Below are 11,768 nucleotides of genomic sequence, written 5' to 3'. Positions count from 1 at the left end.
CATGGGCGCACGTTACCACGGTGTTTTTCCCGTCGCGCCGACGATCTTCAACGAACAGGGCGAACTCGATCTCGACGGTCAGCGCCGCTGCCTCGATTTCATGATCGATGCGGGCTCTAACGGCATCTGCATCCATGCGAACTATTCCGAGCAGTTCGCACTGGCCGACGAGGAACGGGAGCTGCTCACACGGACGACGCTCGAGCATGTCGCCGGTCGCGTACCAGTAGTCGTGACGACATCGCACTTCAGCGCGCGCGTGTGCGCACAGCGCAATCGCCGCGCGCAAGCCATGGGCGCGGCGATGGTCATGGTCATGCCTCCCTATCACGGTGCGACGTTTCGCGTGTCGGAGCCGCAAATTCAAGCGTTCTTCCGCGAAGCCGCCGAGGGCCTTGATATTCCACTGATGATTCAAGATGCCCCGGCAAGCGGCACGACCCTGTCGGCGCCGTTTCTCGTCAAGCTCGCGCGCGAAATCGAAGCCGTGTCGTACTTCAAGATCGAGACGGCCGGCGCAGCCTCGAAGCTGCGCGAGTTGATTGCACTAGGCGGCGATGCGATCGAAGGGCCGTGGGACGGCGAGGAAGGCATCACGCTGCTCGCCGATCTCGACGCGGGCGCGACAGGCGCCATGACGGGTGCGGGCTATCCCGACGGAATCCGCCGTATCACCGACACGTATTTCGCGTGCCGGCGCGACGAAGCCGTCGAGCAGTACGCGCAGTGGCTGCCGCTCATCAATTACGAAAACCGCCAAGCGGGCTTCTTGGCTGCAAAGGCGTTGATGCTGGAAGGCGGCGTCATCGCATGCGACAAGCCGCGTGCGCCGTGGCCCGAGCTGGCCGCGCCGGTTCGCGCGGGCCTTCTCGACGCCGCACGCCGACTCGACCCGCTCGTGTTGCGCTGGGGCCGCTGACGTTCCGAACCCCGACACCGCTGGATCGCCAAACCCGGACAGGCGGCTCGTCAGAGGCCGCCGCCGATCAAGAGACTGGAGACGCCAATGAGACTGCCGAATACTGCCACCCCATTATGCGCGGACGTAGGCGCCGTGCCTGGCCGCCGCTGGATACGCGTGATTCCGCCCCTGCTGCTCGCGTGCGTGATCTCGTACATGGACCGGGTGAACATCGCGTTCGCAATGCCGGGCGGCATGAACGCCGACCTCGGAATGGACGCCACGATGGCGGGTCTGGCCGGCGGCATATTCTTTTTCGGCTATCTTTTTCTGCAGATTCCGGGCGGCCGACGCGCGGCTCTCGGCAGCGGCAAGACTTTCATCGCCTGGTCCCTCGCAAGCTGGGCTGTGCTGTCGGTTCTGACCGGCCTGGTCACTCATACATGGCAGTTGCTCACGCTGCGGTTTTTGCTGGGCGTTGCGGAAGGCGGCATGCTGCCCGTCGTCTTGACGATGGTGAGCCGCTGGTTTCCCGATCGCGAGCGTGGACGTGCCAACGCGATGGTGATCATGTTCGTTCCGCTGGCGGGCATGATCACCGCACCGCTGTCGGGCTTCATCCTCGCCGCCTACGATTGGCGTCATCTCTTCTTCGGCACGGCGCTGCTTTCCGTGCTGTTTCTGGGCGTCTGGCTCGCATTTGCCGACGACGGCCCGGAAACCGCGCGATGGGTGTCGCCGGTTGAAAAGGCCTTCATTCTCGATGCGCTGCGCGCCGAGCAGGCGCACAAGCGCGCGGCGGATACGCCCGCCGCGGCGTCGTTCGGTGCCCTGCTGCGCAACCCGACGATCTGGCTGCTGATCGCGATCAACTTCTGCTACCAGGCAGGCATCTACGGCTACACGATGTGGCTGCCTTCGCTGCTTAAAGACCTCACGCACGCGGGCATGGATAAAGTGGGCATGCTCGCGATGCTGCCTTACGTCGCGATGATCGTCGGCATGCTCGCGACTTCCTACCTGTCCGATTCCACGGGAAAGCGCCGCGTATTCGTGCTGCTGCCGCTCGCGTGCTTCGCGGCATGCCTCGCGCTGTCGGTGTTGACGCGTTCGACGATGCTCATGTCGTTCGCGTTCCTGACCGGTTGCGGCTTCTTTCTGCAGGCTGCAGCCGGCGTGTTTTGGGCGATCTTGCCGAAGCTGTGCAGCGCACAGACCGCCGGCAGCGCGCGCGGGCTCATCAATGCGCTGGGCAACCTCGGCGGCTTCGTCGGGCCCTATGCCGTAGGCGTCCTCACGCAATACGTGGGATCGACGGCCGGGGTGTACTGCCTCGCGATCGTCCTTGCCGTCGCGGCGGGCCTCGCGTCGTTCCTGCCGAGGCGCTGTGAGGACTGACCGCTTCAACCTCTTCCGCAACGACACCGGCCACGGTTGCCAACTACGTCACCGCGCAGCCGGGCCAAAACATTCGAAAGACGGAGAATGCCGATGAGCGACATCTTACTGCTCGTACAAAAGTGCGCCCATACCTTCAGTCTCTACGATATCGAGACGAAGCTCGCGCTCAAGCACATCGTTCTGCCCAACTTCCCACACGAATTCACGGTCGATGCGACCCGCCACTTCGCCTACGTCGGCATCTTCGGCATCGAAACCGCATGGACACTTGGTAAAGACGGCGATCACCGAATCGCCGAGATCGATCTGCGGGAACGCAAGCTCACGCGCATGCTCGATCTCTGGCCGTATTACCGGCCGCACGGCATGGCGAGCGACGACACGGGCCGCCTCTACGCGATGAGCGAAGCGAGCGACATCCTCCTCGTCTTCGATCAGCCGCGCACGCAAGACGTGCCGAACCTGGCCGTGCCGTCCGGCGGCGTGAAAACGCATCTCGTGACGCTGACGCGCGACGCCGGCCGCGCATACGGCATTCACTTGCTATCCAATACGGTGACGCAGTTTCATCCCCGCGATGCGACCGTTGCGCCGCGTGCGGTGATGCCGGGCCCGCGGCCGGAGGGCAACGCGTTGTCGAGCGACGAGTTCACGCTCTACGTCGCCAACCGGGGCGATGACACGCTGGTCGCGATCGACACCGAAACGATGACGTGCGGTCGCAGGGTAAAAACGCGCCGCGATCCCAACCGCATCTACCGAACGACCGGCGCCGATCGCCGTGATCTGCTGTTGTTGACCAACTCCGGAGAACAGTCTCTTTCGGTGTTCGACGCCGCCCAGCTCGAGGAAATCGAGCGCATCGCGTTGCCCGCCAACCCGACCGCGCTCTCGTTCCATCCCTCCCGATCGATCGCCTATGTCTCGTTCCAAGACGACCGCGTACGCGAACTCGACTTGACGACGTGGCGCTTCGTCGGCGAACTCGCGACGCTGCGCGAGCCGGACGCTTCATATGTTCTCACCGGCAATGCTTGACCCGCGCGCCGACGAGGCACCGTATGACACCCCCGATGCGATCGTCGACGCGCACCACCACCTTTGGCGTCTAGACGGCGCCATTCGTTATCCGTGGCTGCAAGACGCCTATGATCCGGCGCACTTCATCTTGGGCGACTACGACGTTTTGCGCCGCGACTTCGACGTTCCGGCTTTCCGGCGTGCAATGGCACCTTGCTCGCCGGTCGTCGCGAGCGTCCACGTGGAAGCCGAGTGCACACGTACCGACGCGCTTGCCGAAACACGGTGGCTGCACCAAGCGGCAGCGGCTGATCGACTGCCTTCGGCCGTGGTCGCGTGGGTCGATTTGCTCGCGGACGACGCGTGCGAGCACATCGCGGAACAAGCGGCGTATCCGCTCGTACGCGGGGTTCGCTTCAAGCCGCATACGTCGTGTTCGCCAAACGAGACAGCCGACGGCGCGGGCTCGCTGAGCGATCCGCGCTGGGCTTGCGCACTCGAGCGGCTGGCGTCGTTCGGATTGTGCTGGGATTTGCGCTTGCCGTTTTGGCATCTCGAAGAAGCGGCGTCGCTGCTGTCGCGCGCACCGGCCGTCGACGTCGTGCTCGAACACGCGGGGTTGCCGTGGGATCGATCGCCGGCCGGCCTCGCGTGTTGGCAACGCGGCATGCAGGCGCTGGCGGCCAACCCGCGCGTGACCGTGAAGCTCTCGGAATTCGGGCTGCGCGACGCTGGTTGGAACGAAACGGAAAATCGCCGAATCATCGGCGACACCATCGCAATCTTCGGCGCGCAACGCTGCATGTTCGCCAGCAATTTCCCCGTGGCGGGATTGCGGGTCACGTATCCGGCGCTGGTCCGGACGATGTCCGCCGCGATGACGGACGTCGATCTGAGCGAAACCGCGCGCCGTGCGATATGGCATGACAACGCGGTTCGGATCTATCGGATCGACATCGACGCGACCGCTGACGCCGATACCGATCCCTTGCGCTAGCTCACGGCACCACGTCGATCGCGCTCTTGAACCCCACCTTCGACATCTTTGCGTAAGGACACACCGCTTCGGCCTCGCGGACGAGACTAGCGGCCGTCTCGTTGTCCAAGCCGGGCAGCCGAACGGCGAGATCCGCAGTGATCACGAAGAATCCGTCCGCCGGATCGCGCCCGAGCGTGGCCTTTGCACTGACGTTCACGTCGTTCAACTTGATTTTACGTTTCGCCGCGACCAGGCTGAGCGCCCCATGAAAACACGCCGCGTAGGCTGCCGCGAAGAGCTGCTCCGGGTTGGTGGCGCCGCCCGGGCCGCCCAGCTCCGCGGGCAAACGCAGTTGAACGTCGAGTGCGCCGTCGGACGATTTCGCTTCCCCGGAAGCCCGTCCATGCTGCACGGCGCCTCCGGAAACGCGAACCTCGGCGGTGTAGAGTTGCAGGATTGCGCTGCCCTCGTATTTGTCGAGCAGCGATGTCGGCGGGGCTTTGAGTTCGGTCATAGTGGACGTTCTCCAATGGAAGGCGGCCTAGCCTTGCGCTCGGCCCTTCTGGCGGCCAGCGCAAGTCTGGAATGAGCGTGAACAGGCCCTAGTGTGACACCAAGGATTTTTTCGCGCCGCGAAAGGCCCCACTGGGGCCCAAAATCACGATTAGAAGCGATGCCGGATGCCGATGACCGCGCCCGTCTGATCGGCTCCGGGCGCCGGCGCCAAGGCGTCCGCGCCGCCCGTCACCGCGGCGTCCGACGACACGGCGCCGTCCGTGCGATTCTTCGCGAAGCTTACACTTGCGTAAACATCCGTCCGCTTCGACAGAAAGTAATCGGCATTGAGAACGAGCGTCGTCGGATGCGCACTCGTGCCGACGATTTCGTTGTCGTATGCCGCACCGGTCAGCTTCATGAACGGCGTGACCTGATATGAAAGTCCACCCCAATACAAGTTCGAAATCACGCCGGCCGTACCCGCCACCGTGCTGTCCAGCCGGCGGTACCCCAGATAGCCCTTCAGTCCACCGTATGCGTAGCTTCCCGCGAGCGCGAACCGCTTGTCCACGTTGCCCGCATTGGTCAAAGCGATCGTCGTCGGGTAAGCCTGGTCATAAACGGCCGCAACTCCGACGGGCCCAGCAGCGTATTGAAGCGACAAGCCGAAAGCGCGGCCCACCTTCGCATTGCCCGGTACCTGGCCCTGTCCGTTCACGGTATCCGAGCCGAACGTGTAGTAACCCGACGCGCTGATGCCGTTGATCGTCGCGGTGACGTACTTGATCGAGTTGTCGACGCGACCAAAGAATTTGCCGTCCAGCGTAGCCAGCCCGTACAACGCGAAGGCCATCGGGTCGTAGTTGAACATGACGTCGTTCAGCACGATGGCCTGGCGACCGATCGTCAGGACGCCGAAGCGCCCTTGAAGACCCACCGTCGCAACGCGGCCGAAATACCGGCCGCTTTGCCCGCCGATCTCCGACGCCCCGGTGCCCGGACGAAAACCGGCTTCAAGGGTGAAGATCGCGGATGTGCCCCCACCGAGGTCTTCACTGCCGCGCAGCCCCCATCGGCTTCCCGCCATGTTGCCGCCGATCATTCTCGTCACGCTGGAGTTGGTCGGGCCGGCGTGATTCAAGGACTCCATGCCGACATCGATCAATCCATAAAGCTGAACGCTCGATTGCGCGTGCGCCACCGAAGCCAAAGCCGACAAACCTAGTATCGAAACGATCTTTTTCATTGATTAGGTCTCCTAAATAACCGATTTGCTGTTGTTGAATTGATGCTTCGAGATTCGTTAAGGACCGGCAGGTTAAGTCAAGGCGATTACGACGGTTATCCCTTAACTGCGCCCGCGGTCAATCCGGTGATGATTTGACGTGCCGCGATGAGCGTGAGAATCAGCGGCGGAATGGCGATCAGGCTGCCCAGCGCCATGATCTTTCCCCAATCGACGCCGATGTCGGTGATGTAGAGTGAGGTCGCCACCGGCAATGTCCGCGTCCCGCGATCCGTCAATACGAGCGCGAGAATGAATTCGTTCCAGGCGATCCGGAACGTGAAGATCGCCGCGGCGGCAAGGCCAGGCCGGATCAGCGGAAGAAACACCTTCGCGAACACCCCGACCGGCCCACAGCCGTCGATCGCGGCAGCCTCTTCGAGCTCGATCGGAATTTGTACGACGAAGCCGTACAAGAGCCAAATCGTGAAAGGAAGGTTGACCGCGACGTACAACACGATCAACCCCGAAAGGCTGTTGACCATGTTCCACCGGCTCCAAATCATGAAGACCGGCAGCGCCAGCACGGCGAGCGGGACCGTGCGCAGGATCAACGTCGTATACGCGATCGCCGTCCTGCCCGGAAATCGGAAGCGGGCGAGACCGTAAGCGGCCATGCACCCGAGCAACAGCGTCACGGCGGTGGAGACGCCGCCGACGATCAGACTGTTCAGCAAGTACCGGCCGAAGTTGTCTTCGCCGAGCACCGCTCGATAGTTTTCCAGCGTCGGCGTGAACAACAACTTCAGCGGTTCGCCGAAAATTTGCGTCTGGTTGCGCACCGACGTGACGAAGACGAGCGCAATCGGCGCCACGCAGATGCCGGCGAGCGTCACCAGCGCGGCATAGTGTAGAAAGACGAGCAGCGGTGGCCGGCGCATTACACCTTCTCCTGCTTCAGCGGATTGGAAAAGCGTAGCGCCACGCATGAAAGGAGCGCCACGACGACGAGCAGCAACACGGAAATCGCCGCCGCCGAGCCTAGGTTCTGACTCACGAAAGCCGCCTTGTAGATATGGAGCGAAAGGATTTCGGTGGAGTCGCCCGGCCCGCCGAAGGTCAAGATGTAGATGACCTCCAACACGCGGAATGCGTCGATCAAGCGCATCAGCAGCGTGATCGCGATCACGTGGGCCACCATCGGCAGTTTCACGCGCCACGTCATCTGCCACCACGTTGCGCCGTCGATGCGCGACGCTTCGAGAACCGATCCGTCCACGCTGGCCAACGCGGCAAGCATCATCACCAAGACGAACGGCGTCCATTGCCAGATGTCGGAGATGACGATCGCGAAGAACGCCAGCGTCGGATCGGCCAGCCACGCGTGCGGCGCCATGCCGAGCTTTTGGAGAAGCGCATTGACGAGGCCGAACTGAGCGTCGAACAGGTACCGCCACGTCAAACCCACGGCGATCGGCGCGATCATCATGGGGAGAATGAACGTGCTGCGAAAAAACGCGATGCCGCGAACGGGCGCTTCCAGCAGCAACGCCAGTGCAATGCCGAGACACATCTCGGCGACGACGCACACGAAGGCGAACAGCAGCGTGATCCGCAATGAACTCCACACTGCGGGATCGGAGAACGCCGTTTCGAAGTGGCGCAGGCCTACCCAGTGCGCGTCGGCCCAGGGCATGCCAATCGACCAATCGAAGAACCCGAGCTGAATGCCCGAGATGAGCGGATAGAGGCAGGCAGCGGCCATGAAGGCCACTGCCGGGCCCACGTACAGGACGGGGACCCAGGAGGGTGTTCTCATGAAAGATTTCCAAAGAGTGGAGGCGGTCCGAGGAACGATCGGACCGCCCACGTCATGAGCCGGTGTCGCTTGTATCAGGCCTTGTAACCGGCGTGCCGCATGAGCTCCAACACCTTGGGCACCTCGCCGCTCAGCGCGACGCTGGGCGAAGCCGCGCCGATGAGCGCGTTCGATATGCCCACGCCTAGGGCCTGGTCGACAATTTCGTCCCAGATCGGAATCATTGGGCGCCAATCGGGGTTGATGTATTTGATTTGCTCGCGCAGCACCGTGAATTCCGGAAACTGCTTCACCATCGCAGGATCGACGATCGTCGACACGCGGCTCGGGCTGCCGCCGGCCCGGCAAACGGCCTTGTCCTGCTCTTTCGACGTCAGCCATTGCAACAGCAGAAACGCGGCCTCGGCGTTCTTCGAATTACGCGGAATCGCCAGGCCCAGCCCGCCGGCTTCGCTCGAATAGCGCGTGCCCTTGGGGTGCACCGCATAGCCCACCTTGTCGCTCACCCTAGAACGCGTCTTATCGCGCACCGGCCCGAAGATCGCGGTGGCGTCGAGATACATGGCCGCCTGTCCTTCTAGGAAGGCGGTCATCATTTCGCCCTGGCCATAGCTCGGGATACCGACCGGGCCGGTTTCCACGACGTCCTTGAGGAACGCAAGCGCTTTGACGCCGGTATCGTCGTTGAAGACCGGCGAGAACACGCCCGACTTGTAATCGAAGACGTTCCCGCCCATCGGATTCAGATGCAGAAGCCACGCTTGCAAGCATTGATGCCCCGCCTGGCCACGCGAGGTCAGCGCGCCGATCTTCGCCTTGTCCTTGCACTGGTACAGCAGCTTGTGCAGATCGTCGTAGGTTTGGGGGACCTTCAGGTCATACTTGGCGAACAAGTCGCGACGGTATGCGAATATCGACGTTTCCGCGCCGTACGGCACGCCGTACAGCTTGGCGCCAGGCCCCGCCAAATACCCTTTGACGCCGCCCACGAGCCCGATGTTTTCGACGTAGGCCGGCACCATGTCCGCCATGTCGTAGCCGGGGTCGGCCAATTGCGAATCCTTGAAGTACGGACCGAGATCGCGCACCAGGTTCTTGTTGACGTAGTCCGTCTTCCACGTGGCGATATAGCTGACGAGATCATAGTCGCCCTGGGGCTTGGACATCTCCAGCAGCTGCTTGTCCCGCATGCGCAGCATCTGCATCTTGTCGAGTTCGACCTTGATGCCCGTCAGCGCCGTGAATTGCGGCAACAAGCTGATCATCGCATCGTAATGAGGATGCGACGGGACGCTGATGACGAGCGACGTCCCCTTGTACTTTGCAAAGCGGCTCTGCGCGTAACCGCTCGTCGAGGAAAAACCTGCCGCGAGCAGGGAGAGCCCTGCGAGCTTCACGAATTCTCTGCGTTGCATCGTTGTCTCCTTAGGTGTTTTTCGAACGCTTACCGGCAGGTCCCCAACCGTAGCGTGGTGCCGGTATCGAATAGGTGCAGCGTCTCCGGATCGAAGCCGACGGCTACCGTCTGATGCACGAGCGCGTGGCAATCGCCGGGCGCGACGACCGTGAGGCGCACACGCGGGTCGGTCGCCAAACGGCCGACGAGTACGCTTTCGGTACCCAGGTATTCGACGACGTCGACGATCAAACGCATCGAATAGGGCCCCTCGCCTAGCGTCAGCGCTTGCGGCCTGAGGCCGAGCGTGATCTCCTGCCCGTCGGGCAGCGCGGCTTGCAGTCGGTTGTTCGCTACCGGAAACCGGAACCCCGTTCCGGTCAACGCGATGGCGTTCATCGACATCTCGATGCGCGCCGGAATCAGATTCATCGTCGGCGTGCCGATGAAGCTCGCCACGAACAGGTTCGCCGGTTCGGCAAACACCTCGGCCGGCGTGCCGATCTGCTGAATGCGTCCCTTGTCGAAGATGACGATGCGCGAGGCGAGCGTCATGGCTTCGATCTGGTCATGCGTCACGTAGACGGTCGTCTTACCGAGGCGCTCGTGCAGCAATGCGAGTTCGGCGCGCATATGGCCGCGCAATTTGGCGTCGAGATTCGAGAGCGGTTCATCGAAGAGAAACACCTCGGGTTCGCGCACGATCGCCCGGCCGATCGCCACGCGCTGCCGCTGGCCGCCGGACAGTTCTTTCGGCTTGCGCGACAGCAGCTTTTCGATATTGAGCGTTTTGGCCGCGGCGTTGACCCGTTGTTCGATATCGACCTCCGGCAATCCGGCCAGACGCAACGCAAACGACAGGTTTTGCGCCACGTTCATGTGCGGATACAGCGCATAGCTTTGAAACACCATGGCGATATCGCGTTTGGCCGGCGCGAGCCGTGTCACATCGCGGCCTCCGATGTGAATCTGACCTTCGGTCACGGACTCGAGGCCTGCGATCATACGCAATGTCGTAGATTTCCCGCACCCCGATTCGCCGAGTAAAACGATGAATTCGCCTTCTTCGATCTGCAGATCCAAATGCTCGACGACCGTGGTTGTACCGAAGCGCTTGACGACACTTCGCAATTCGAGTCCCGACATGAAGTCTCCTACGAGAATGTTGTTCTATTCAGTGTCGCCCGCCGCATGGCGAAGCGCGCACGCAGGCGGCCGCGCACGCGCCGCCGGCGTGCGCGCGGCGGCGTGAGCGAAGACCCTCAAAGCTTTTGGTTATCAGGTGCGGAGAGGAACGTCTTGATGGGCTGCGCATCGCTAAAACATCTTACGAAGCGTTGATTATGCGTATGCGACCGACGCCGAACTATTGAATTCTGTTGATAAGCTGATTGCCGCTGGTTATTGATGCTGCGGCGAGCAACGGATCGTCATAGCCGAGAGACGAAGGATCCCCTTTGGTGCCGTCCGTCGGCCGGCGCGGCGACCGGCCAAAGGCCGACGGCTGCTACCGGCATGGGCATGCTGCGGGCTAATCGACGGACGACCCTAGGCGGCACCTTCCTGAGCAACACGTTTATCAGCAACACGGGTATCGTCGCTTGATGGTCTGGGTTTTCCCGCTCTGTCCGCCAACCAATCGTCGATGTCGCGCTCAATCCATGTCGTACGATTAGCTCCGCGCGAAAACGACTTCGGAAACGGTCCTTTGCTAATCATGCGATAGATGGTCGATTGGCCCAGGTTAACCTGCTCCGCGACCTGCTTGATTCCGATGGCCTTCATCGCGCACTCCATTCAAAGCGCCCGGGTTGCACGCCTGCGGCAACGTAAAGCGGATGCTTCGGGCTACCGTCCTTGTTCAGTCCGAGATGAAAGAGCTTGCCTTGCGCCGCGGTGCCGCGCATGGGCTCCGCCACCGCCTGAGCCCGCTTGAGCGCGGAGGGACGAGCGCCCCACGCGCAGATGACAGCCGCCGCGCAGCTTCGGCGCGCGCCTCAGCGAGCGATATTGACGACAACGCCCAAAGGCCCATCTCACGAGAGCGCTTGGCAAGTTGATATCGGAAAACCCACGAGCGAGAACCGCTCAGGGTGATCTGTAAGTGAAGACCGCCGCCATCGGCGGTAATAACCTGGATCGACTTCACGCGCCACCTGCAATGCGCTCAGCCGATAGAGCTTCCCAGATGCGCCCATTTTCTACCCCCAACTGATGGTGCGATTGTGCGAGTAGCGCTGAGAGGACGCAAGAGGATCTACACCCCCAACTTCCCCGCCAGATAAGGCTGAGCGAGATTTCCTGAGAACCGGCGAGACCGCCTGAGAAGCTTGACTGGCGGAGAGAGGGTGAGACAAATGTCGGCCGGAAAGCCGCGCTGGGTATGGATTCCATCTTTGTGGCTGTGGCCTACCCACAACTCTACCCCCAAACCGACGCCTCCGTTACCTCTGCCTAGTCCGCGCGCCTACCCACTGCTCGCCGGCGTTGTTGCGATCGGTCTAGACAGGCCTTCCCCGCCCCTCCGCA

At 62.3% G+C, this 11,768-nt stretch carries 13 protein-coding genes; 4 read left to right on the top strand and 9 right to left on the bottom strand.

The window, feature by feature from the left end; all coding sequences use genetic code 11:
- The first annotated feature begins 1 nt into the window (after position 1).
- The 4 genes from QQS38_RS23745 (at position 2) to QQS38_RS23730 (ending at position 4,319) form a co-directional block, all read left to right on the top strand.
- Complete coding sequence (locus QQS38_RS23745; protein ID WP_479647798.1) at positions 2-919, top strand: dihydrodipicolinate synthase family protein; 918 nt, start codon at positions 2-4, stop codon at positions 917-919.
- 87 nt (positions 920-1,006) lie between these two features.
- Positions 1,007-2,299, top strand: a complete 1,293-nt coding sequence (locus tag QQS38_RS23740) for an MFS transporter (RefSeq protein WP_479647797.1) — start codon at positions 1,007-1,009, stop codon at positions 2,297-2,299.
- A gap of 93 nt (positions 2,300-2,392) precedes the next feature.
- Positions 2,393-3,340: a YncE family protein gene (locus QQS38_RS23735; RefSeq protein ID WP_479647796.1), complete on the top strand. Its 948-nt coding sequence runs from the start codon at positions 2,393-2,395 to the stop codon at positions 3,338-3,340.
- Entirely contained in the window at positions 3,318-4,319 is a 1,002-nt protein-coding gene (locus QQS38_RS23730) for an amidohydrolase family protein (RefSeq protein WP_479647795.1), read from the top strand. The genes QQS38_RS23735 and QQS38_RS23730 overlap by 23 nt, the downstream gene beginning before the upstream one ends.
- 1 nt (position 4,320) lies before the next feature.
- Here QQS38_RS23730 and QQS38_RS23725 read toward each other — a convergent pair whose 3' ends face one another.
- The 9 genes from QQS38_RS23725 to QQS38_RS23685 form a co-directional block, all read right to left on the bottom strand.
- The gene (locus QQS38_RS23725) at positions 4,321-4,815 is read right to left on the bottom strand and encodes an Ohr family peroxiredoxin (RefSeq protein WP_479647794.1); all 495 of its coding nucleotides are present in this window, start codon (positions 4,813-4,815) and stop codon (positions 4,321-4,323) included.
- A 150-nt stretch (positions 4,816-4,965) separates the two neighbouring features.
- Positions 4,966-6,045: a porin gene (locus QQS38_RS23720; RefSeq protein ID WP_479647793.1), complete on the bottom strand. Its 1,080-nt coding sequence runs from the start codon at positions 6,043-6,045 to the stop codon at positions 4,966-4,968.
- A gap of 95 nt (positions 6,046-6,140) precedes the next feature.
- Complete coding sequence (locus QQS38_RS23715; protein WP_479647792.1) at positions 6,141-6,965, bottom strand: carbohydrate ABC transporter permease; 825 nt, start codon at positions 6,963-6,965, stop codon at positions 6,141-6,143.
- A complete protein-coding gene (locus QQS38_RS23710; RefSeq protein WP_479647791.1) occupies positions 6,965-7,843 on the bottom strand; it encodes a carbohydrate ABC transporter permease in 879 nt (292 codons plus the stop codon). Before QQS38_RS23710 ends, QQS38_RS23715 begins: the two co-directional genes overlap by 1 nt.
- A gap of 74 nt (positions 7,844-7,917) precedes the next feature.
- The gene (locus QQS38_RS23705) at positions 7,918-9,258 is read right to left on the bottom strand and encodes an ABC transporter substrate-binding protein (protein ID WP_479647790.1); all 1,341 of its coding nucleotides are present in this window, start codon (positions 9,256-9,258) and stop codon (positions 7,918-7,920) included.
- Positions 9,259-9,287: 29 nt separating this feature from the next.
- Complete coding sequence (locus QQS38_RS23700) at positions 9,288-10,385, bottom strand: ABC transporter ATP-binding protein (protein ID WP_479647789.1); 1,098 nt, start codon at positions 10,383-10,385, stop codon at positions 9,288-9,290.
- A gap of 402 nt (positions 10,386-10,787) precedes the next feature.
- Positions 10,788-11,024, bottom strand: a complete 237-nt coding sequence (locus QQS38_RS23695; protein WP_479647788.1) for a helix-turn-helix transcriptional regulator — start codon at positions 11,022-11,024, stop codon at positions 10,788-10,790.
- A complete protein-coding gene (locus QQS38_RS23690; RefSeq protein ID WP_479647787.1) occupies positions 11,021-11,158 on the bottom strand; it encodes a hypothetical protein in 138 nt (45 codons plus the stop codon). The genes QQS38_RS23695 and QQS38_RS23690 overlap by 4 nt, the downstream gene beginning before the upstream one ends.
- On the bottom strand, positions 11,101-11,388 hold the full coding sequence (locus tag QQS38_RS23685) for an Arm DNA-binding domain-containing protein (protein ID WP_479647786.1): 288 nt from the start codon (positions 11,386-11,388) through the stop codon (positions 11,101-11,103). The genes QQS38_RS23690 and QQS38_RS23685 overlap by 58 nt, the downstream gene beginning before the upstream one ends.
- Positions 11,389-11,768 lie beyond the last annotated feature (380 nt).

This window comes from Trinickia sp. Z7 (genome assembly GCF_056498045.1).
The sequence above is the reverse complement of the archived record's forward strand: the minus strand, read 5'-3'. Positions and strand labels throughout refer to the sequence as shown.

Excerpts from the sequence above, each read along its gene's own strand:
- QQS38_RS23725 (WP_479647794.1), bottom strand. The coding sequence starts at position 4,815 with ATGACCGAACTCAAAGCCCCGCCGACATCGCTGCTCGACAAATACGAG.
- QQS38_RS23735 (WP_479647796.1), top strand. The coding sequence starts at position 2,393 with ATGAGCGACATCTTACTGCTCGTACAAAAGTGCGCCCATACCTTCAGT.
- QQS38_RS23730 (WP_479647795.1), top strand. The coding sequence starts at position 3,318 with ATGTTCTCACCGGCAATGCTTGACCCGCGCGCCGACGAGGCACCGTAT.
- QQS38_RS23740 (WP_479647797.1), top strand. The coding sequence starts at position 1,007 with ATGAGACTGCCGAATACTGCCACCCCATTATGCGCGGACGTAGGCGCC.
- QQS38_RS23715 (WP_479647792.1), bottom strand. The coding sequence starts at position 6,965 with ATGCGCCGGCCACCGCTGCTCGTCTTTCTACACTATGCCGCGCTGGTG.
- QQS38_RS23720 (WP_479647793.1), bottom strand. The coding sequence starts at position 6,045 with ATGAAAAAGATCGTTTCGATACTAGGTTTGTCGGCTTTGGCTTCGGTG.
- QQS38_RS23705 (WP_479647790.1), bottom strand. The coding sequence starts at position 9,258 with ATGCAACGCAGAGAATTCGTGAAGCTCGCAGGGCTCTCCCTGCTCGCG.
- QQS38_RS23695 (WP_479647788.1), bottom strand. The coding sequence starts at position 11,024 with ATGAAGGCCATCGGAATCAAGCAGGTCGCGGAGCAGGTTAACCTGGGC.
- QQS38_RS23700 (WP_479647789.1), bottom strand. The coding sequence starts at position 10,385 with ATGTCGGGACTCGAATTGCGAAGTGTCGTCAAGCGCTTCGGTACAACC.
- QQS38_RS23745 (WP_479647798.1), top strand. The coding sequence starts at position 2 with ATGGGCGCACGTTACCACGGTGTTTTTCCCGTCGCGCCGACGATCTTC.
- QQS38_RS23710 (WP_479647791.1), bottom strand. The coding sequence starts at position 7,843 with ATGAGAACACCCTCCTGGGTCCCCGTCCTGTACGTGGGCCCGGCAGTG.